At 59.2% G+C, this 21,855-nt stretch carries 19 protein-coding genes and 1 pseudogene; 13 read left to right on the forward strand and 7 right to left on the reverse strand.

Features of this window, described 5'->3' with window-relative positions; all coding sequences use genetic code 11:
• The first annotated feature begins 207 nt into the window (after positions 1–207).
• A complete protein-coding gene (locus RJT48_RS10015; RefSeq protein WP_311172139.1) occupies positions 208–1,533 on the forward strand; it encodes a putative ATP-dependent zinc protease in 1,326 nt (441 codons plus the stop codon).
• Between the two features lie 52 nt (positions 1,534–1,585).
• Here RJT48_RS10015 and RJT48_RS10020 read toward each other — a convergent pair whose 3' ends face one another.
• Positions 1,586–2,044 carry a dCTP deaminase/dUTPase family protein gene (locus tag RJT48_RS10020; RefSeq protein WP_311172140.1) on the reverse strand — a complete coding sequence of 153 codons (459 nt, stop codon included), beginning with the start codon at positions 2,042–2,044 and terminating at the stop codon, positions 1,586–1,588.
• Positions 2,045–2,270: 226 nt separating this feature from the next.
• Between RJT48_RS10020 and RJT48_RS10025 the strand changes: the two genes are divergently transcribed.
• The gene (locus RJT48_RS10025) at positions 2,271–3,209 is read left to right on the forward strand and encodes a ketopantoate reductase family protein (protein WP_311172141.1); all 939 of its coding nucleotides are present in this window, start codon (positions 2,271–2,273) and stop codon (positions 3,207–3,209) included.
• 548 nt (positions 3,210–3,757) lie between these two features.
• Here the strand turns inward: RJT48_RS10025 and RJT48_RS10030 are convergent.
• Positions 3,758–4,939, reverse strand: coding sequence for an aminotransferase class I/II-fold pyridoxal phosphate-dependent enzyme (locus RJT48_RS10030; RefSeq protein WP_311172142.1), 1,182 nt, complete (start codon positions 4,937–4,939; stop codon positions 3,758–3,760).
• A 154-nt stretch (positions 4,940–5,093) separates the two neighbouring features.
• The gene (locus RJT48_RS10035) at positions 5,094–6,041 is read right to left on the reverse strand and encodes an NAD-dependent epimerase/dehydratase family protein (protein WP_311172143.1); all 948 of its coding nucleotides are present in this window, start codon (positions 6,039–6,041) and stop codon (positions 5,094–5,096) included.
• Positions 6,042–6,323: 282 nt separating this feature from the next.
• On the opposite strand from RJT48_RS10035, the gene RJT48_RS10040 reads away from it, so the two are divergent.
• The 3 genes from RJT48_RS10040 to RJT48_RS10050 all read left to right on the forward strand — a co-directional run bounded on the left by RJT48_RS10040 (position 6,324) and on the right by RJT48_RS10050 (position 8,562).
• A complete protein-coding gene (locus tag RJT48_RS10040; RefSeq protein ID WP_311172144.1) occupies positions 6,324–6,689 on the forward strand; it encodes a VOC family protein in 366 nt (121 codons plus the stop codon).
• A 92-nt stretch (positions 6,690–6,781) separates the two neighbouring features.
• Entirely contained in the window at positions 6,782–7,564 is a 783-nt protein-coding gene (locus RJT48_RS10045; protein ID WP_311172145.1) for an HpcH/HpaI aldolase family protein, read from the forward strand.
• Between the two features lie 56 nt (positions 7,565–7,620).
• Positions 7,621–8,562 carry a VOC family protein gene (locus RJT48_RS10050; protein WP_311172146.1) on the forward strand — a complete coding sequence of 314 codons (942 nt, stop codon included), beginning with the start codon at positions 7,621–7,623 and terminating at the stop codon, positions 8,560–8,562.
• Positions 8,563–8,661: 99 nt separating this feature from the next.
• Here RJT48_RS10050 and RJT48_RS10055 read toward each other — a convergent pair whose 3' ends face one another.
• The 3 genes and pseudogenes from RJT48_RS10055 to RJT48_RS20790 form a co-directional block, all read right to left on the reverse strand.
• A complete protein-coding gene (locus RJT48_RS10055; RefSeq protein ID WP_311172147.1) occupies positions 8,662–10,014 on the reverse strand; it encodes a hypothetical protein in 1,353 nt (450 codons plus the stop codon).
• 696 nt (positions 10,015–10,710) lie between these two features.
• Positions 10,711–11,238 (reverse strand): IclR family transcriptional regulator, encoded by a 528-nt coding sequence (locus tag RJT48_RS10060; RefSeq protein WP_311172148.1) that lies wholly within the window; start codon positions 11,236–11,238, stop codon positions 10,711–10,713.
• Between the two features lie 78 nt (positions 11,239–11,316).
• Positions 11,317–11,481, reverse strand: a pseudogene (locus RJT48_RS20790) (helix-turn-helix domain-containing protein); the annotation flags it as partial.
• A 166-nt stretch (positions 11,482–11,647) separates the two neighbouring features.
• Here RJT48_RS20790 and RJT48_RS10065 point away from each other — a divergent pair.
• The 6 genes from RJT48_RS10065 to RJT48_RS10090 all read left to right on the forward strand — a co-directional run bounded on the left by RJT48_RS10065 (position 11,648) and on the right by RJT48_RS10090 (position 18,492).
• A complete protein-coding gene (locus RJT48_RS10065; RefSeq protein ID WP_311172149.1) occupies positions 11,648–12,835 on the forward strand; it encodes an ABC transporter substrate-binding protein in 1,188 nt (395 codons plus the stop codon).
• Between the two features lie 238 nt (positions 12,836–13,073).
• A complete protein-coding gene (locus RJT48_RS10070; protein WP_311172150.1) occupies positions 13,074–14,123 on the forward strand; it encodes an ABC transporter ATP-binding protein in 1,050 nt (349 codons plus the stop codon).
• The gene (locus RJT48_RS10075; RefSeq protein WP_311172151.1) at positions 14,065–15,015 is read left to right on the forward strand and encodes an ABC transporter permease; all 951 of its coding nucleotides are present in this window, start codon (positions 14,065–14,067) and stop codon (positions 15,013–15,015) included. Before RJT48_RS10070 ends, RJT48_RS10075 begins: the two co-directional genes overlap by 59 nt.
• A complete protein-coding gene (locus RJT48_RS10080; RefSeq protein WP_311172152.1) occupies positions 15,006–15,881 on the forward strand; it encodes an ABC transporter permease in 876 nt (291 codons plus the stop codon). Before RJT48_RS10075 ends, RJT48_RS10080 begins: the two co-directional genes overlap by 10 nt.
• A gap of 172 nt (positions 15,882–16,053) precedes the next feature.
• A complete protein-coding gene (aldA, locus tag RJT48_RS10085) occupies positions 16,054–17,496 on the forward strand; it encodes an aldehyde dehydrogenase (RefSeq protein WP_311172153.1) in 1,443 nt (480 codons plus the stop codon).
• Between the two features lie 96 nt (positions 17,497–17,592).
• The gene (locus RJT48_RS10090) at positions 17,593–18,492 is read left to right on the forward strand and encodes an NAD(P)-dependent oxidoreductase (protein ID WP_311172154.1); all 900 of its coding nucleotides are present in this window, start codon (positions 17,593–17,595) and stop codon (positions 18,490–18,492) included.
• Positions 18,493–18,606: 114 nt separating this feature from the next.
• On the opposite strand, the gene RJT48_RS10095 is transcribed toward RJT48_RS10090, so the two are convergent.
• Positions 18,607–19,401 (reverse strand): MBL fold metallo-hydrolase, encoded by a 795-nt coding sequence (locus tag RJT48_RS10095; protein WP_311172155.1) that lies wholly within the window; start codon positions 19,399–19,401, stop codon positions 18,607–18,609.
• Between the two features lie 181 nt (positions 19,402–19,582).
• Here RJT48_RS10095 and RJT48_RS10100 point away from each other — a divergent pair, with 181 nt between their 5' ends.
• Both RJT48_RS10100 and RJT48_RS10105 read left to right on the forward strand, forming a co-directional pair.
• Positions 19,583–20,584, forward strand: coding sequence for an ester cyclase (locus RJT48_RS10100; RefSeq protein ID WP_311172156.1), 1,002 nt, complete (start codon positions 19,583–19,585; stop codon positions 20,582–20,584).
• Positions 20,585–20,755: 171 nt separating this feature from the next.
• Positions 20,756–21,775 (forward strand): ester cyclase, encoded by a 1,020-nt coding sequence (locus RJT48_RS10105; protein ID WP_311172157.1) that lies wholly within the window; start codon positions 20,756–20,758, stop codon positions 21,773–21,775.
• Positions 21,776–21,855 lie beyond the last annotated feature (80 nt).

Raw genomic sequence — 21,855 nt, forward strand, 5'->3', positions numbered from 1 at the left:
TCGAACGTGAAGCCTCGGCTTCCTGAGTGGTCGTCGATGCGTTGGCGTACGTTACAATCGGAATAACTCGGTAGGATGGTTGTAACTATCTTGCACACTCTCGGAACGGATAACGTCCGAGCCTGCGAATCTGTAAAGACGCCCGCTCCGATGACCACCTATTCCGACCCGCCACGTACGGGGGGAACGACGGACGTTTCGCGTTCTGTGAGCGCCGACTCTCGGACTGAGTCCGGGACACAGCGGGTCGGCGTGTTGAGTCCGCACAACAGCAAAGAGACGAAGGCGATTCTGAACGCCGTCCGGGCGCTGGGTCACGAGCCGGTCTGGATCCGCGACGAGAACGTGACGTCGTGGATCGAAAACGGGACTGTCGGTGTCTCGCCGCGCATCGACGTACTCGTCAACCGGCTGTTGCTCACGAAGAGCGACCACCGGTTCGAGGATCTCCAGCTCGCCGCGCTCTATGAGTCGACGGCACCGGCCGTGAACCCGTCGGGGATCGTCGCAAGCGCGATCCACAAATATCGGACCGGGGTGACGCTCGCCGCGGCCGACCTGCCCGTTCCGGACGCGTACTTCGGCCGCTCTCCGCGGACGTTCGAGGAGTGGCCCGAGCGGCTCCCCGGCCTCGCCGCACACAAGCAGACCATCGGCACCAACGGAAAACAGATGTCTGTCGTGGGGCCAGCCGATCCCGTGAGTCCGCGGATCGACGACAGACAGGCGTTCGTCCAGGAGTTCCTGACCGACAGCGACGAGCGTCCCTCCGACGTCCGGGTGTACGTCGTCGACGGCGAAATCGTGGGCGCGATGCGGCGTCGTGCCCCCGAGGGCGACTGGCGGACGAACGTCGCGCTCGGCGGCGAGGTCGAGGGGATCACCGACGAACTCGGCGCGGAGCCGCGTCGTCTCGCGGTGGAAGCGACGGCGGTTCTCGGTCTCGATATTTCGGGAGTCGACCTGATGCCGGTCGACGGCGAGTGGTACATCCTCGAGGTCAACGCCACAGCCGGGTTCAGAGGGCTCTACGAAGCGACAGGCGTCTCCGTGGCGCCCCATATCGCGCGCCTGGCGATAGAGCGTGCGGGCAGTAGCGTCGACCCATCCCGAGTGACGGAACTCGATTCGACGCTCGATGATTCGGTTCCCGCGTGCAAGCCGCCGGTGGACGAGGGGGACAGCGACGACGACCTGCTCGGGTACACGACACGAGTCCGGATCTCCGGCCGGGACGACGCGGCGGCGGTGATCGCGAAATCCGACACGGGAGCGAAACGGACCAGCATCGACGTCGAACTCGCGGGGCGCGTCGGCGCCGGGCCGCTCGTGGGGACCACGGAGGTCCGCTCTGGAACCCGGAGCGACACGGAAACGCGCCCGCTCGTCGACGTCCAGTTACGGATAAACGGCAATTGGCGGACCCTCACCGTGAGCCTCACCGATCGGTCCGCGATGAACTATCCCGTGCTTCTCGGCCGCGACGTGCTCGAATCGTACACGCTTGATGTCTCTGTAACCGTCGAAGAATGAGCGACGAGCGCTGGGTTCCCACACTCCGCTGCGACGGCCGGTCGGGAACTCTTTAGCCGAAGTGTCCGTCAACGCCGCCGCAGCCGGGGGTGTCCTCTCGCCTGGGTAGCAGCGTCGAGACTCTGGCGTTCTCTTTGAGGCGAAGCCCCGCCCCCGCAACGGTCAAGGGCACGCGGGGCAGTTCCTCGACGCGGATCGTCGGATGCGTCCCGCCGCGTGCGAGGATCTCGGTCCGTGGCTGGAGCAGCGCAGTCCCCGACAGCGACTCGTTGTACTCGATCAGATAGGTTCCCGATTCGAGGTGCCACCACTGGTAGTCGTCGTCAGGGTTCCGCCAGACCTTGGGATGCGGCTCCAACTCCGCGGGTTCGAGTTCCCCACCGCCGAAGTCCACCCGTCCCGGGGATCGGACTTCGTAAATCTCCGTCACGGTGAGATCGACTCCGCCGTCCTCGTGAACCTGACTGGGTTCGTGGATGATTCCGTCGACCGCGTCGACGAGATCGCTCATACTGATACTGATTACTCTCACTGTTTGCCGCCGAGTGCCACCCCCGTTGACGGCACTCGGGGGTAAGAGACGAGAGTAATCAGTATGAGAGGTGGGTCGTCCAGCGACAAAAATCCCGAGGCACTGGGGGGCTGTTGCAACTATTTCTGGGTCTACTACGGGGAAGATGCCGTGGGTCCGATCTCTGCAACGCAATATTTTAGCGGGATTCCGGCGTGGTTGCGATATGAAGTTCGCGATTTTCGGTGCCGGCGGGATCGGTGCGTACCTCGGTGCTCGACTTGCGGATGTGGGCCACGAGGTACACCTCATCGCTCGGGGCGAGCACCTCGCCGCGTTGCAATCGGAGGGGTTGCGCGTCGAAAGCGTCGCCGGCGACACGATTGTCGATCTCCCGGCGACCGACGATCCCGCCGAGATCGGACCGTGTGATTACGTCCTTTTTTGTGTGAAAGGCTACGATACCCGGGACGCGGCCACTGATCTCGACCCATTGCTCAAAGCGGAGACTGCTGTGGTCTCTTTCCAGAACGGCGTCGACAACGAGCGCTGGCTCGCCGACGCGATCGGCCGAGAGCACGTCGTCGGCGGTGTCGCATACGTCTTCTCGACGATCAAGGAGCCAGGTGTCGTCGAGCACACCGGTGGCCCGGCACGGTTCGTCTACGGCGAATTCGATGGTGAACGGACGGCGCGGATTACAGCACTCGACGATGCGCTGTCCGCGAGCCAGGGAGTCGAAGCGGTGTTAGCGGACGACATCGAAGTCGAACTCTGGCGGAAGTTCGCGTTCATTTGTGCACAGGCGGGGATGACCGCGACCACGCGACTCCCCCTCGGCACCATCCGGGACACGGACGCGACCTGGGAGATGTACCGCCGGATTATCGACGAGGTGACCGCGGTGGCACAGGAGAGAGACGTCGACCTCCCGACGGACGTCGTTGCGGACTGGATGGAGTTCGCTCGCGGTCTCGATCCCGAGAGCTACTCGTCTTTGCACTACGATCTGACCCACGACAAGCGGCTGGAACTGGACGTGCTCCACGGCTCGGTGGTTCGTCACGCGTCTGAGACGGAAGTTGATGTCCCGATGAACGAGGCCGTCTACGCGATGTTGCGCCCGTGGGCGGACCGGGCGGAAGCCTCTGGCGAAAAGTCATAATTGGAATTCCCGGGTCACAGAGCGGAATCCCCGCTGTCGAGTAATCATATCAGTTCGAATCGTTTTCCATTCGAGCGATGCCGTAGGGAAATCTTCCGAACTCGGGTCCGATACCCTAAGAAAATATAAATGAATAAGTATATTTTATACTATATTATATTAAGTAATTAACTACGAAATATATTCAAAAGGACTCTACTGAATAAGCCATTCAGTGGCCTTCAAACGTATTAAATAAATTTGAAGATTATAAGTATGATATGATACGATATCTATAATATATTCAATCGTTCATTCTATTTTGATATACCATTTGCCAGTTGTGTCTCCAGGAAAACAAAGCGAACCAGAAAACAGATTCCGGCACAATCGCTGGTCCAGATAACAAGGCAACGAACCGGACAGCCTTTTCACCGTTCAATTGTGGCTGAGATGGGAAATACAGACGTCTCGCTGACGGAGTCACTGACAAGAGGCTCCTCGAATAGGCCGCCGACTACTCGGATTCACACCCGGTGACGGTGACCTGCTGGAGTCTCACCGCCCAGTCAGATGATATCGAGTTCTCGTCCAACTTCCTCGTACACTCGTAAGGCTTCGTTGAGATCTGTCTCGGTGAGCCCGACATTTATCTGATTACGGATTCGCGCCTCCCCACGTGGAACCATCGGATAGACGATCGAGAGGGCGAAAAGACCCTCCTCGAACAATCGCTCGGCGAACTGCTTGGCCGTGTTGCTGTCTCCGATCATCACCGGAACGATCGGTGTCTCGCTTTGCCCCGTATCGAACCCCAGATCCTCTAGCTCGGATTGGAAGTACTCGCGTTTGTTCCACAGATCCTGGACGCGTTGGGGCTCGTTGTCGATGATTTCGAGGGCACGCTTGTTTGCCGCCGCAACAGCGGGTGGATAGCCGGCGCTCAGCAACCACGTCCGCGATGTGTTGTACGCGAAATCGACGACGTGCTGATCTCCCGCAAGCATCCCACCGAACCCGCCGCAGGCCTTCGAGAAGCTACCCATCTGAAAGTCGATTTCGTCTTCCAGACCGAACTCGGCTGTGATGCCGTGGCCGTCACCCAGAACGCCTTCACCGTGACAGTCGTCGACGTAGGTCATCGCCCCATACTCCTCGGCGAGGCGGTGAATCTCGTCCAGCTTTGCCACGTCGCCGTCCATCGAGAACACCCCGTCGGTCACCACGATGATCCGATTGAATTCGCTGCTCACCGACTGTAGAACCCGCTCAAGATCGGCCATATCTGAGTGATCGTACACGCGAGTGTCAGCCGGTGAGAGTCGAATTCCATCGATGATGCTCCCGTGGTTGTATTCGTCGGAGACGTACACGTCGCCGTCGTCAAGCAACTGCGGGAGCAAGCCGGCGTTCACCGAAAAGCCGGTCTGATACGATAGTCCACCCTCGGTTCCTTTGAATTCGGCGATGGTGTCGTGGAGTTCGTCCTGCAGTTCGGTGTAGCCGGCGATAGACCAGTCTGATCCTGCGCCGACGCCGAACTTCTCGATTGCGTCTACGGCTGCAGTCCGGAGACGGCTGTCGTTTGCCAGGTCGAGGTAATTGTTCGAGGCGAGCATTATCACCTCCCTGCCTTCGACAACTGGCCTCGCCTGGGATGCTGTCTGTAGTTGTTTGAGCGGCCACGTTTCGCCGCGTTCGTCCATCTGTTCGTATTTTTCTCGCAGGTACGCAGTCGTATCTCGTGTCATATATTGATTGGTCCGGTTGTTTGGATCGCCCTCCTCGCCGACGGTCGCTGGATTCTCTCTGGTGAGCTGCGGCCGTGATCAGTACGAGAGGTGTCTCGGTCCCGGCAGCTGATCGGTGGCCGGGTGAGAGTGCACAGTGGAGTTGGGACTCGGATCACGATAGCGCCCTTTCGGCCCTCTGGCGGAGATTGTGAACCATCTCGTCTACCATCTTATCGAGGTCGTACTCGGCTGACCATCCCCAGTCGGACCGTGCGGCCGTATCATCAAGCGTACTCGGCCACGAGTCAGCGATGGATTGCCGTTCGTCGGGATCGTACCGAGGATCGAACTCGTCGATCCGCTCTTCGATACGCTCGCTCAGCTCTTTGGCCGTGAAACTCAAAGCGGATATGTTGTACTCACACTGATACTGTAGGTCCGATTCGTCAGCCTCTGCGAGGGCGATGAGCGCATCGATCGCATCGGACATATACACCATCGGGAGCCGTGTGTCCTCCCGAACGAAGTAGGTGTATTCACCCTCCCAGACTGCCTCGTAGAAGGCATCGACGGCGTAGTCGGTCGTCCCACCGTTCGGTCTGGTTTTGTGGCTCACGATCCCCGGGAGCCTGATCCCCCGCACGTCCAAGTCATATTTTTCGTGGTAGTACGCACCGAGGTTCTCAGCCAGGACCTTCGTGATCCCGTACATCGTCGTCGGGGAACGGATCGTGCGTTCGGACGGGTTGTCCGGAGTCGCTGGCCCGTACACTGCAATCGAACTCGGAATTACGATACGATCGAGTTTGTACTCTCGTCCGACTTCGAGAACGTTGTGCAGCCCCCCGACGTTCACCTCGAAGGCTTTATCAGGGTTCTGCTCGCCGGCGGCGGACAGGAGGGCGGCCAAGTGAAACACGGTATCGACATCGTACTCCTCGATGACTGCCTCGACTTGAGCGCGGTCCGTCACATCCACTGCCTCGTACGCCCCCGATACATCCGGGTCAGGTTCGATGTCACTGCCCACTACCTCCACGTCCTCGTATCGAGTTCGGAGCATCGGCACGAGTTCGGAACCGATCTGACCGAGCGCTCCTGTGACTAATATTGTGTCCATTGCTGCGCATTTGGGTGGACTGCCGGCAACCAGTTATAAATATACTAACCTGCAATAATTGTCTATGACGTTAATATGCATTTTAGTAATTATATTGAGGTTGCCTGCAGACAATCGAACCGAAGAGCCAGCTATCGCCAGCCTCCCTGCACGGCAACTCCGCTGTTGCTCCGGTTCCGGGAGGTCAGATGTAGACTTATTCGCCTCAATGCGAGCTCGTGTTTGGGGGAATCACGACGTGATGCCGATGTTTTTATATACTTGTCTGCAGCAGAGAATCGTGTGATTGGTGAAATCGACCACATCGAGATTGAAGTAAGCGACGCTTCCGAGATGGCGGAGTTCCTCGAGAAGCTCGGGTACGAACAGCACCGCCAGACCGAACACCACGGAGAGTCCTACGAGTACGTCCCCGGTGATGGCGAGGGTCCGCTCTTCGAGATTCACACGGTCTCCGGCGAGGAAACCCCAGGGATCAACCACATCGCCTTCGCCGTCGACGACATCGAGGAGGAGTCTGAACGCCTCGAGGAGGCCGACGTCGATTCGATCGTCGGCCCGTACGACGTCGACAAGACGGGACGGACGATCACGAACTTCCGGGACCCCGACGGGAACCGATTCCAGATCGTCTCGGACGACGACTAAGCGGCACCTCCGGCGGGTCGTTCCCCTCGAGGGCTACTTTTATCGACTCATCGAAATAGTTACTACAGCCCGGTCACGACGCCAAGGTGCGAATGGATCAGAGCAACAGCCTTCGTCGAACCATCGAAGAGGGTGGTGTCGTCTACGGGGCACGAGCATCGACGTTTTCGCCGACCGTAATCGAGGTATTCGGGGAGTTGGGGGTCGATTTCGTCTGGCTCGACTTCGAACATATGGGTCCGAGCCCGTACGACAGTCGACTCTTCGAGGACCTCACACGGGCGGCAGAAGCCGGAAATACGGAACTGTTCGTCCGATTACCGAGTGGCGACCCTCCGCTCGTCAGGAAAGTCCTGGACGCGGGCGTCCGAAACATCCTCATCCCACGTGTCGATTCGGCCGAGGAAGTCCGGGAGGCGGTCGAAGCAACACGGTTCGTGTACGATGGCGAACCCGGCGAACGGGGCAAGGCCAGCGGGCGGTCCAGTAACTGGGGAACCGCTGATGAGTACGTCCAGACGGAGGACAACGAGGTCTGTCTCGGGGTGATGATCGAGAAGACGACCGCAGTCGACGACCTCGACGCGATCTTGGACGTCCCGGACCTTGGATTCGTCTTCATCGGCCCGTCGGATCTCTCGGTTCAGATGGGACACCCGACGAACAAGACTCATCCCGACGTGACGAGCCAAATCGAGGCTATCGAAGACGCCTGTGTGGCTGCAGACGTCCCATTGGGAGGGATTAGAAACGACCCCCAATCCATCGCGGACGCAGAGCAGGACGGATATCAGATCCTCCGAGTCGGTGGCGACCTCAGCTCTATCGAGGCGTCGCTCGGGGAGCGGCTCACGACAATTCGCAACGGCAACTGACCTTGTGACGGGCAGTAGGCGGTCGATTTATGTGGGATGAATTTATCAGACTACATATGGCGCCTGAAGTCGCACGGCTAGGCCACGTCTCGCTCGAAACCCCGAATCTGGAAGATTCGTTGTCGTTCTTCCACGATGCTGTGGGTCTCGAAATAGTTGAGAGAGTCGACGAAACCGTGTTCCTCCGGGCAGTCGACGAGCACGATCACCACTCGCTCAGCCTCACAGCGGGTGATACGGCGCGCATCGATCACATCGGCTGGCAGACCGCCGAGCCGGAAGATGTGGCGGCATTCGCCCAGCGGTTCGAAGAGCAGGGAATGGATATCACGTGGGTCGATGAGGAGACAGAGCCCGGTCAAGGGGAGGCGATCCGATTCGAGATCCCGAACGGCCACCGGTTCGAACTGTACGGAACGATGGAAAAACCCGAGCCACCTGCCGAGCGGCGATCGAAACTCAAAAATCGCGTCTACGATCCGTCAGGTAACAATCCCGTCGCTCCGAACCGCATCGATCACGTACAGATCTGGGATCCCGACGCGCGCGAGTGCGCTGAATGGATCCGTGACGAACTGGGGTACCAGGTGCAGGAGTATTACGACGAAGCCGACGGCTCACGATGGGGGACGTTCCTGAGTGCCTGTGAGGCCAAAATCGACGTCGCCGTTGTCCAGTCCGAAAGCGAGGATGATCTCCCTGCGCTCCACCACGTCGCCTACGCAGTGGACTCGCCGACCGACCTCTTCGCGGCTCACAACGCGATGAACGAACACGGGGTTCCGGTCGACGGAATCGGGCAACACGGGATCTCGCGGGGCGAATTTATGTACGCGCGGGACCCGAATAGCGGCCACCGGATCGAGTTCAATACGGGGAGTTATCTCACGCTCGATCCCCACTGGGAGCCGATCGCGTGGGAGGCAGGCGACATCAGCGACGGCGACGACCACCAGTGGATCGGCGGCATCGACAACCTCGATCGAGTCTACTACTAAGTGATCACACTGGGAGCAGATCGTCCAAAACGGTGAAATCGCGCAGGCGAATCGATAACGAAAAGAACCGACCCGTTCGTTCCAGCCGTCCGATTCGGCTTATCGCGAGTCGTCGAGATACGGACTCGGGGCGACAGTCGCAGAGATCTCTGTCTGTGAGTGCGCCTCGACGGTCGGATTCGGCGAGTGTCCACCTTCCTCGCCCCAGATGAAACTCACTTCCGTTCCGGGCTCGCTGTATTCTCTGTCGATCGAGCAGATGGAGATCATCTCACGATCGCTGTAAGAGTACGCGAAACTCTTCGAGATACCGACGACGTCGCCGTCCTTGAGCACCTTGTCGTGGTGGCCGCCCCATCGATCGCGCGGAAGGTCGATTAATTTGTTCGGGAGTCCATCGTCGTCGAACAGCGACGCGAAGATGCCGATCGCGTCGTCGTCGTCCCAGACGAGTGTCACGCGCGTGCGCTGCGGATCCTCGGCCTCCTGTTTCAGCGTCTCGTCACCGACGAACTCGTGATCGAACTCGATCATATGATCGTAGCCGATGTCGATCGGACTGACGTAGTAATCTCTGATGTCGTCGGAGTGATAGCTCCCGGCGATCGAATACGTGCCTTCGTAGCTGCTGGCGTCCAGCCACTCGCGGTACTCCGCCATCTCCTCACCGGTGTATATCGCGGGGACGTGGGTCGTGACCCAGCCGAGTTTCACGCTCAGCGGTTCGTAGGCACGCGTGCCGAGCCGCTGGATGTCGTACTCGTGACCCGCCTCGAGAATCACGTCCTTGATCAGATCGGCGTGCTCGTAGGGACCCTGCAGCTCGAAGCCTACTTCGCCGGCCATCCCGTGTCGGAGCGCTCGGACCTCTTCGCCGGCGATCGTGACTCGCTTGAAGTTGAAGAAGGGAATGTCGGTCAGCGATTCGTCGACGACCTCCTGCATCACGTCGAGTGCGTTCGGTCCCTGAACCTGGTATGTGTAGAAATGCGGGTCGCCGTCGTTCTTCGAGGACTTGGGGTGGATGGTTTCCTCGACGTCGTACTCGCTCGTCTCAGCGTTGTAGGCGACCCAGTGAGCGGCAGGGACCTTGCCGCTCATCACGAACGTCTGTTCGTCGAGTCGCTGGAGGACGCCGTCCCCGATGAACTTGCCGTCGGGATTGCAGAAAATGGCCTGCTTGGCCTTCCCCACGTCGAACCCCTCGAAACTGTTTGTGCAGAGTCCCTTCAGGAGGTCGAAGGCGTCTGGACCCTCGATCACCTGATCCATCTGATGATGGGAGAGATCCGCCAAGACACACGTTTCGCGTGCGGCGCGGAGTTCGTCCATCCAGTTGGTATACTCGCGTTCGACTTCCTGCGGCCAGACCCACCGACCGCCGGCCTGTTGGAGCATTCCCACTGGGTCCTGAGCCGCATCTAAAGCTGTTTGTAGGCTTCGGTCAGCCATACAACGGTGGATACATTTTTATTATTTAAATTTTTCGCACGGCTTGGATATGCTACGGAGACTTTGGCTCTCATAACACCGATCGAACTACTGGCTGGGTACTTGGGCGACCCTTTAGCCGGGGTTCACACAGTCGTATGGGACCGGAAATCCGTGCATAGTAAAATCAATTCTATTCTTTTGTGGGCGATATCCGGGACAGAGTGGGTGGACCGTCTATATTAGCCATTTCTGCAAAATTTGTTTAATATAGTTGAACGGCATTGGCGATCTCTCAACAGCTACATATCTATGAAAATAACAGACGTACATCTGTGAGTGCTGACCTCGAATCGGAAATTCGAGAGACGAACGAACGCCGAGGGCATTCTCCTAATGTATGTATATATGTTATTTCATAGATATCGTCCGAGGTCTCTCGGGGATGAGTCGATCTCACTCAAATCCTGGTCGGATCACCTTTCATACTGATTACTCTCGTCTCTTACCGCCCAGCGCCGCTAACGGGGGTGTCGCTCGGCGGTAAAACGTGAGAGTAATCATTATCAGACACTATGCGACATCGGATTGAGCTATTACCATACTATAACGTTCGTACATCTGTGATGTTCGTCTCTGAACCGGAGGTGTGATCGGATAGCTAAATATCCAAGAGAGTTCAGTTTGTGCAGAGATCTGCATTCCAGCAGCTTCCGACTACAGGCCACTCTCGGAATACGTCAGTTTCAGTTCGATTTCGTTGGCGGCGCCCTTGACGATGTCCGGGACCTCTTCGGTGAACCGCTCGCCGACGAATCGGTTCGCAGGCCCGGCGAGGCTTATCGAGCAGACGACCTCGCCGTCGAGCAGAATCGGTGCGGCGACCGACCGCATCCCCTCTACTGACTCTTCCCTGGAGTACGCGTGCCCCCGCTCCCGTATCCGTTGCAGTTCGTCCCGCAACTCGTCAGGGTCAGTGATCGTCTGTGGCGTCTTTCGTTCCAGGCTCTGGTGTGACAGAATCTCCTCGATTCGCTCCTCTGGAAGGTGGGCGAAAATCGCCTTTCCGCTTGCCGTGCAGTGGAGACTCGAGCGGTCTCCCATCGTGAGATCCGTCCGGACTGCTTGGTCCCCCTCCGTACCGTACACGTATACGGCATCTCCCAGTTCCTCGACAAAACAGGCCGCCAGTTCTCCCGTCGAATCGGCTAACTCTTCGACTTTCGATTTGACGTTCGGGAACACAGGTTCGCTCCAGAGGGCATACATCCCGTATTGGAGGAATTGCAGACCAATCTGGTACTTCGGGCCGTTTTTGACAACAAATTTGTTTTTCGAGAGGGTATTTAAATAGACCTGAACGGTGCTTTTCGGCATATCTAATTCTTGTGATAATTCTGTAACGGTCTTCCCACCGTTTGTTTTGAGATGTTCAACAATCTTGAACCCTTTATCGAGCGATTTGAGCACGTTGTCTTGTGTATTCATACCACAGAGTAAGTCCTTGACTCATAACAACCTTTTCTTTCACTCCCTGGTCCCGAAAGTGTTCAATTATATCAAACAGATACCATCGAAATGGCGTATCAGATGCGTAATCTATTTATCAAACCCTATGGAAAAGATTTATATTCGTGCTTGGGAATGGGCACCTATGGGTGTCAATAACAGCCCCCTGTCTAGAAGGAAAGTAGTCAAATCGCTGGCCGCAGGCACCGGTATCGCCGCGCTTGCCGGTTGTTCCGGCGGAGGAGGTGGAGGTTCAACCGATGGCGACAGCGGTAGCGGCGACGATAGTTCCGGTGATGGAGACACCACCAGCACCAGCGGCGGCAGCTCCGGTGGCGACAAAGCTGTTGTCCGCGTCGGCGGCGGCGGCGGTAGCTGGGGAGAGGCCCGGCGAAAATCGCTGTTCGAGCCGTTCGCAAACGGCGAACCCCCGTACGAAGAAGAACACAACTACAAATACATCACCTCGTCGTCCGAACAGTATACCGCGGAGCTGAAACGCGATCCGGAGAATCCTGGCTACGAACTCGTCGAACTGGACGCACAGCGCGCCGAACTTCTCGGACAGAACGACGCTCTCATCAAACAGTCGGACTTCGAGAACTACGACGACATCCCGCCGGCGTTCAAAAACGAGTATATGGGCGGGACCGTCTACTTCCCGCGCGGTATCGCCTACCGGGAGGACAAAACCGACAAGGAATTCAATACCTGGGACTCGCTCATCGACCCCGATCTCGAGGGGAAAGTCGGATTCGAGCCCTGGGACAATGCGGGGTCGAAGTACTTCTACGTCATCAACAAGATCCAGGGTGGCGACCTCGACAACATCCAACCCGGGCTGGACTGGCTCCGTGAGTTCGTCGAGACGACCGACCCAATCATTTTCGACCAGATCGACCAGGCTCGGAGCCTCTTTTTGAACGACGAGATGTACGTCGCGCCGTTCCTCTCGGCGCGAACCGAGAATATTGAGATCGATGAGGGTCTCAGTATGGGCTTCTCAGTTCCGGAGGGCGGATGCGTCCAAGACACCTGGGGGTACCCGATCACGAAACACACCGACGAGGACCGCCTCGAGGAGGCCAAAATACTCGGAAACGGCAACCTGGCTCCCGAGCCGCAGGTCCTGTTCGCCGAGACGATGGGATATCCGCCGGCCAACCCGAAGGCGATCGATATGATCTCCGATGAAGCCAAAGAGAAACATCCGATGATGAGCCCCACCGAGGAACAGATGGAACGGTACGACGTCGGTATCGACTGGCTTCAGGTCGAACAGCAGAAACAGGAAGACGGCCAGCGCTTCAAAGAGATTATCGCGAGCGCATAGTATCGTCGCCGACGATCGACGACCATTAACCCGGATCGAGCGATCGTCCGCTTAACGGCGGCTTCTCGTTGGGTGGCCGTCACACCGCTGTTTCGGTCGATCAGTTCTGTGCGAAATACGCACATTACTCGTGCAACAGCTACCGGTCGAGCAACAGTCACGTCGTCGGGACCGTGCGTCGTGCACGCCATTCCCAAAGAATAAATACAAAGAACGGTATCTCAGTTATAGCCGAGATATGTCGTTTGTAAACATCCAGAACCTACGAAAAGAATACGGGGACCTCGTCGCGGTGAACGACGTTTCATTGGACATCAAGGAAGGAGAGTTCGTCTCGATCCTCGGCCCATCGGGATCCGGGAAGACAACGATGCTGAAGTCGATCGCCGGATTCGTCGACCCCACTGCGGGAAGCATCGTCGTCGCCGGAAACGAGATGATCGGGCTTCCGCCGGAGGACCGAAATATGGGGCTCGTGTTCCAGCGCTTGGCTCTCTTCCCGCATATGTCTGTGTTCGACAACGTGGCGTTCGGTCTCCGACATCGGGAGAACCTCACTGAGGGGGAGATCGAAGAGCGCGTCGCCGACATCCTCGAAATCGTGTCACTGCCGGGCTATCAGGATCGTGGCATCCAGAATTTGAGCGGGGGGGAACAACAGCGCGTCGCGCTCGCCCGCGTGCTCGTCTTGGAGCCTGACTTGCTCCTCTACGACGAGCCGCTTTCGGACCTCGACCGCCAGCTCCGCGAGCAGATGCGCCGCGAGATCAAAGACCTCCACGACAGACTCGAGATCACCTCGATTTACGTGACACACAACCAGCGCGAGGCGCTGACGCTGTCGGATCGTGTCCTCGTCCTTCACGAAGGTGAGAAGGTCAGGTACGCGCCGCCGTCGGAGATCTACCAGGACCCACAGTCGAAGTTCGTTGCGAACTTCGTGGGCGACTCGAATTTCGTCCCGAGTTCCTTCGATCACCAGAACAATACGGTGACGTTCGACAACGACGACATCACGCTCCCGATGCACGAGGCCGACGCGGATGCGAACACCGATCTCCTCTATATTCGCCCCGAGGACATTACGATCAACCCGGACGATACTACCGACGGAGAACTCACCTACCCGGGGACTGTCCGCAGCACGGTTCATCTGGGCTCGGTGACCGAGTACAAGATCCAGGTCGGGAACAACGAGCTCCTCGCCACCTCCTTGGGCGCACCGAAGTATGGCAAGGGTGACAACGTCTCCGTCCGATTCGAGACATACGGGCTCGTGGAGGCATAGTATGCTGGGTGCAATTGCGGACCTCAGTCGATCGACCAGGGTGTCAGACTGGATAGATGAGTACCTGCCGGCCGTGCCTCCGGCGGTCTATCTGCTTGTCTTTCTGATCCTGCCAATCCTCTATGCGGCGTATATCAGCTTCTTTGAGTACAGTGCGACGACCATCATCACGTGGAATTTCACACTTGAACACTACGAGAAGCTTCTGCTCAATCCGTTCTACCAGGGGCTGCTCTGGTATACGGTCAAGTTGTCTCTCATCGTGTCCGCATTCTGTGTGCTACTCGGGTACCCACTCGGATACTTTATTGCGACGACCACGCCGCTGCGGCGCCAGCTTGCGCTATTCTCGGTGTTTCTCCCGCTTATGGTCGGGACAGTTGTCCGTGTCTACGGGTGGATCGTGCTGTTTTCCACAAACGGCGTAATCAACACTATCCTCCAGGATCTGGCGGGGTTCAAACTCGCGCTCTTTGGCAATACGCTCTCAGTCACGATCGGTCTGATCGGGGTCTACCTGCCGCTGGTCGTCCTTCCCGTCTACTCGTCGATCGAAGACATCCCGGACTCGCTCGTCCCGGCCGCGCGCAACCTCGGCGCGAACCAGCTTCAAGCGTTCTTCAAGGTGACTTTCCGGCTAAGCCTCCCCGGTCTGCTCACGGGAACGATCTTCGTGTTTGTCCTCACGATGAACTCAATTGTGACCCCTGACCTGCTCGGCGGTCGCACGGATCTGACGATGGGACGATTGATATACGACAGCGCCGTGAGCAGTCTCAACTGGCCCTTCGCGAGCGCCGTCGGGACAGTCCTGACACTCACGACGACAGCTCTTGTGTACGTCTACTTTACATTCGTCCGCGACCGAATGGGGGTGTCAGGATGGGACTGATGGTCATCCTGAGCGCCCTCTCGAGCGTGCTGACCGGCCGGGACTCGCGGTCGCTCTCGGCCCCAGCAGTCGTCGCTGGACGGGTGCTCTACTATGGGCTGCTCGGACTGGCGGTCGCCACGCTGATCCTGCCGATCATCATCGTGATCGGGATCTCTCTCAGCCCGACCCAATCTCAGGCGTTTCCCCCGTCAGGGATCTCGCTGCGCTGGTACCAGGAGTTCCTCGTGAGTTCGTTCTTCGACCCGTTCTTTTTCGTGAGCCTGCCGATCGCAGTCGCCACAGCCACCGTATCGACGATCCTCGGCATTCTCGCCGCGTACGTCGTCGTTCGCCGTGACGTCCCGTTCGAGAACGAAGTCGTTATGTACTTTATTTCTCCGCTCATCATCCCGCCGGCGATCATCGCGCTGGCGCTGATGATAACGCTCAATTTCAACTTCCTGGGCTTCGTTCCGACGTTCGCAAAGCTCGTCGTGGGCCACATCGTCATCACGATTCCCTACACGTTCCTCACGTCGATGACGGCGATCGAGTCTGTCGACACCGAACTCGTCGAGGGGGCGCGAAACCTCGGCGCGTCCAAGTTCCAGGCCTTCCGGAAGGTGACGCTTCCGTTGATGAAAAGCGGAGTCGTCTCCGGGTTCCTCCTGGCGTTCATTCTCTCGTTCACGGACTCGCTGATTGCGCTGTTCCTGTCGAGTGGGACCTCGACGACGCTACCGGTCGAGATGTTCCTCTTCCTACAGTACGAATCGTCGCCGCTAGTCGCGGCCACTGCGACGGTCCAGATCCTCCTAGTACTGGTCCTCGTGTTGCTGATCGGCCGCCTGGTCGGCTTCAAGGCCGTCACGGTCGACACCTGAGACACGTCCGATTCACCGCCACGTTTTGTTCCCCGTTCTTCGAGGCTGCAATCGGATCGATAGTACCGTTCGGGCGACAAAGCCGACGTTCGGACGCTCTGTTCCCGAAACTGACCTGACCGCCGGCTCCCAGTAGCTACTTATTTATTCTTTCGTCCCAATCCTCGTTCGAATGCCTGTAGACAAGAGACCTCTATACATCGACGGCGACTGGATGGAGTCAGGCGGCAGCGAGTCGATCCCGGTCTCCGACCCGACGACCGGAACCGAGATCCGATCGGTCCCCTCCGCGACCGAGAGCGACGTCGAGCGAGCGACGGAGGCCGCCAGGAACGCCCAGGACGACTGGGAACGACGCCCGGCGAAGGAACGGGGGGACCTGCTCCGTGAGGTCGCAGACGTGATCGAAGCTCACGCCGAACAGCTGGCGGAGACGCTCGTCGCCGAGCAGGGAAAGACGTCCTCGGTTGCGGAGTACGAGATCCGCGCGGGCGCCGACATCGCGCGGTATATGTCGGAGTGGGATCGTCGGATCGAAGGCGACGTCGTGCCGGGGAGCGAACCGCGCCAGTCGATCAGTCTGCTGCGGAAGCCCTACGGCGTGGTCGCAGGGATCATCCCCTGGAACTTCCCGATCTCGGTGTTCGTGCGGAAGTTCGCACCCGCGCTCGTCACGGGCAATACAACGGTTCTGAAACCCAGTGAAATGACGCCGCTGACGACACTCGAACTCGTCGACGTCGTCGACCGCGAGGTCGATCTTCCACCAGGGGTACTCAACGTCGTGACCGGCGGTGGGGCGGTCGGAGCCGGACTCGTCAGTGACGACGAGGTCGACTACGTGACGATGACCGGAAACGTCGATACCGGAAAGGCGATTATGCGCAACGCCGCCGACGACCTCACGCGGGTTTCGCTGGAACTCGGCGGCAAGGCACCGGCGATCGTCTGCGCGGATGCCGACATCGAACTCGCTGTCGAGAACATCGTCGCCTCCCGGACGATCAACGCCGGACAGGCCTGTACGTGCGTCGAGCGAGTGTACGTCCACTCCGACGTCCGCGAGGAGTTCGAAGCGCAGTTCGTCGCGGCGATGGACGCACTCGAGATCGGCGACCCGAGAGACGACCTCGATATGGGGCCGCAGGTGAGTGCGGCAGAACAAGAGAAGACCCAGGAGGCGATCGAGCGGGCAGTCGAGCAGGGAGCGACGGTGCTCACCGGCGGCGCCACGGTGCAGGACCCGCCGACTGACGACGGACACTGGGTGCAGCCGACCGTCCTCGCCGACGTCGACCAGGGGATGGACGTCGTCAGCGAGGAGGTCTTCGGCCCGGTGGCTCCCATCATCGAGGTGGATTCCGTGGCTCAGGCCGTCGAATACGCCAACGACTCCCATTACGGGCTGTCCTCGTACGTGTTCACCGAGAGCTACCGGGACGCGATGCAGATCGCGGAGGACCTCGACTTCGGCGAGACGTTTATCAACGGAAGCGGCGGCGCTCAGCAGGGCCACCACATCGGCTGGAAGGAGTCCGGTCTGGGCGGTGAGGACGGCAAACACGGCGCGCTGAAGTACACGCAGATCAAGTCGGTCTACCACAACTTCCAGTGAGAGAGCACGGTTGATACCGGGAACTCTCTGCTTCCATCGAACGATCACCCTCCCTGTAGTCGGTAGATATAATAAACGGTAGTTTGAGTTTTTGCTATGGTTGAGACCACTGCCGGAGTCGTCGGACTCGGCAAAATGGGCGGTAATATGGCGAAGCACCTGCTCGATGAGGGCTTCGAGGTGTACGGACACGACCTCCAGCCGGAGGCCCGCGAAGCGTTCGCGGACTACGGCGGGATCGTCGCCGACAGCGGCCGTGACGTCGCCCGACAGAGTGACGTCACCATCACGAGCCTCCCGAACTCCGAGATCGTGAAGGGTGTCTACACCGGCGAGGGCGGACTGGCACACGAGTCCGTCGAAACGACCTTCCTGGAGATGAGCACGATCGCGCCGCCGACGACCGAAGTCGTGGCAGACGCCATCGAGGAGACGCCGGCGGAGATTCTGGACGCGCCTATCACGGGCGGTCCGGAAAACTCGCGTGACGGGACCCTCACGGGTCTGGTGGGTGGGAAGGAAACCGTCTTCGAGTCCGAGCACGCACAGGACGTCTTGCAGGCGCTCTGTGCGGAACTCCACTACGCTGGGTCCTCCGGGGCCGGACACGCGATGAAACTGCTGAACAACACGATGTCGATGGGGAACCTGCTTTTGGCGATGGAGACTGTCGCGCTCGGCGCACGGTACGGTATCGACAGCGATCGGCTCTGGGAGATCCTCGGGAACGCAAGCGCCACCTCGGTGGCGTTCGAGAGCCGGATGCCGCGCGTGCTCGAACGCGACTTCGAGGCGGGATTCAGTGTCGACTTCGCCCGGAAGGACGTCGGCCTCGCCGTCGATATGGCTGATTCGGAGGATTTCCCGATGGTAATGGGGAGCCTGGTTCACCGCCTCTACACGCAGGCCAGCGACGAGGGCTTCGGTGAGGAAGACGTGGGTGCGGTCGTGAAGATGTTCGAGCAGGAACTGGAAGACCGGGTCGGCGGCGAGTAACGTTACTCGTCGAGGCGGCTGTAGGCGACCTTACTCGTCGAGGCGGCTGTAGGCGACCTTACTCGTCGAGGCGGCTGTAGGCGACCTTACTCGTCGAGGCGGCTGTAGGCGACCTTACTCGTCGAGGCGGCTGTACAGTTCGTCCGCTTCGATCGTCTTTCGATCGTTGGCGTGGATCGACTGCCCGTCGCCGCTGAAGTTCGACTCGAAGTCGACGTATCGTTCGAGTTTCTTCGAGGCGTCTTCGAACACCGGCGTCCCGTGGTTGAGGAGGGCGACATCGAAGTCGTAGCCCAGCAGTTTTTCGAGGTTTTTCTCCGCTGCGACGGCGGCCTCAGGTGGCTGGTTCGTGTGCGTCGCCTGCGGCGGATGGAGGAGATATCCGGGCGGGAGGCCGCGGCGGTCCGAGCCGCAAACCGTGTCGGCACAGTGGGCAATCCCCGCCTCCTCGTCGACGAGGACGGAGTTTCCGGGCGAGTGACCGGGGACGTGTACGGTCTCGAACCGACCGATCTGTTCTTTATCCCCGAAGAGGTGATCAGGCTCGGTCCGGATGTCGATCCCGTAGTCGTCGATCTCGACCACGTTGTCGTCCTCAGGAACCCACGTTTCCACGTCGTAGCGGTCGACGACCTCGTCGAACGCCCCCACGTGATCCAGATGCCGGTGAGTGATGATCAGCCGTTCGGGCTCGACGCCGATCTGTTCGATCCCCTCGAAGAGGTACTCGACACGATTCTGAAAGCAGGTGTCCACGAGAGTCGGCACGTCACCCGGAAGATCGAAATAGTAGGTGCGGTGGCGCTCGCCCTGGGTGATTTCGGGCCCTTCGTCCGCGGCCTGCCAGGTGATATCGTACACGGTATCGGCGATGTCGAGCGTTCTCACCACTGGAGCGGTCTCTGACATACGAAGAGAGATTCCGTCGAGATACAAATAGTCATCGCCACTCGACCGTCTCGACGACGAGGAAACCGAATCGGTGACGGCTTCGGGCGGCTCATCCGTTGTCGGTAGGATCCCCGGTTGTCGATAGGATCCTCGAATCGTTTTTGTAACCGTGTTACGAACTCCGAGACGGGTGTTATAGATGAGCAGAACACGGAGACAGTGCACGCAGCGAGTTCACGATTTCGCGGAGTCGGTACACAGTACGGGGACCGACGGTATCGCGGACGTGCTAGAAGAACACTATCATCCCGACGCGAACTGGCAGGGCCCGGCTCCCTTCGACGAGTTGAACGGGCGGGCGGAGATCCGTGAAGGCTACTGGGAGCCACTTCTCGACTCCTTTCCGGATCTCGAACAGAACGACTACATCCTCTTCGGCGGTGAGTTTCGGGACAACACGTGGGTCTGTGCTGCAGGCAACTTCGTCGGAACCTTCGAGAATGACTGGCTCGACATTCCCGCCACAGGGCACGCGACGTGGCTCAGACACGGGACGTTCCACCGGTTCGAGGATGGGAAGATCGCGGAGACACGACTCTTCGTCGACGTTCTGGACGTGATGCGGCAGGCCGGCTTTCGCTTTGTGCCCGCACTTGCCCCCGAGGTCGTTGCGCCGGCGCCTGCGACGGCCGACGGGATTCTCCTGGACGATGCGGACGCCGGCGAGACCGAGCAGACGCAGGAGCTCGTGGAGGGGATGATTTTCGAGGGCCTGGAATCGTACGAGGACGAGGGACTCGAGGGGATGGGGATGGAGGAGTACTGGCACGAGGACTTTATGTGGTACGGGCCGGCCGGCATCGGTTCGACCCGCGGTATCGACGGGTTTCAGGCGTACCATCAGCAGCCGTTCTTGGAGGCGTTCCCCGATCGGGGGGCTGACAGCGACGACATCCGGGTGGCCGAGGGAACGTACGCTGCGTGGACCGGATGGCCGAGTCTGAAGGCGACACACCTGGGCGACGGATGGCTGGGACTTCCTGCGACGGGAGAGTCAGTCGAGATGCGGGTGATGGACTTCTGGCGACGGGAGGGCGACCTCCTCGCGGAGAACTGGGTGTTCATCGATATGATCGACCTGCTCGAACAACTCGGCGTCGACGTCTTCGAGCGACTGCGGAACGACCAGCAGTACTTCTGACGGACGCCAGGCCATCGGTGACCGGCGGATCAGCGGTCACTTTCACGTGCTCCTGACAGTGGATGGGAAGGCGATTGGCTATCGAGCCGACATCTGGAACGCTCCATCTGTTCGGGCCTCCGACAGTGTTTTATTCTTTTCGCGAGGAGAAAGACGCAACCGGTGAGAGATATGACAACACAGAGAACGGAAAACAAACAGTCAGTAGACGAATTTTCCAGTCGTGTTTGCGAGACGACTGCGGACAGCGTCGAGGATCTGCTTGCCGAATACGTCCACGAGAACGTCGAGTGGCACGGTCCGGCCCCGATCGACGAACTCGCAGGCAGGACCGAACTAGTCGAAGAGTTCTGGCGGCCGTTACTGCGTGCGTTCCCGGATCTGGAAAAGAACGATTACGTCCTGTTCGGCGGTGAGTTCGAGGGCGACGAATGGGTCTGTGCGACGGGCACTTTCGTCGGGACCTTCGAGAACGACTGGCTCGATATTCCTGCGACGGGACACGCGACGTGGCTTCGATACGGCGAGTTCCACCGGTTCGAAGACGGGAAGATCGTCGAAACCCGCACCATCATCGACGTACTGGACGTGCTTCGACAGGCGGGATACCGGTTCGTTCCGTCGCTCGCCTCGGAAGTGATCATTCCCGGTCCGTCAACCCAGGACGGAGTGCTCCTCGAACCACAAGACGAGGAAGACTCACGACAGACGATGGAACTGGTCGAGGGAATGCTGTTCGACGGACTGAATTCCTACGAAGAACAGGGACTCGAAAATATGGGGATGGAACAGTACTGGCACGAGGACTTTATGTGGTACGGCCCGGCCGGCATCGGCAGTACCAGGGGTATCGAGGGGTTCCAGGAGTTTCATCAGAATCCGTTCCTGGAGGCGTTCCCTGACCGGGAAGTTGGACACCACGACGCCCGCCTTGCCGAAGGAAACTACTGCGCTTCGACGGGGTGGCCGGCGGTTGTGGGAACACACCTGGGTGACGGGTTTCTCGGACTGCCGGCGACTGGAAATTCTGCGGATATGCGGGTCATCGACGTCTGGCGTCGGGAGGGCGACCTCCTCGCGGAGAACTGGGTGTTCATCGATCTGATCGATCTCCTGGATCAACTCGGCGTGGACGTCTTCGAGCGACTTCGAAACAATCCCGAATCAGTCCGCTGGACCGGGACGTCGTAACGTGTCGGACGGTGCTGCGCTACTGCGGTTCAGACAGATCCTGACCGCCCTCTCGTCGATGAGAGCCGCCGGAGTGCTCA

Origin of the sequence: Halobellus ordinarius (assembly GCF_031823395.1) — an archaeon.
Taxonomy (GTDB): Archaea; Halobacteriota; Halobacteria; order Halobacteriales; family Haloferacaceae; genus Haloquadratum; species Haloquadratum ordinarius.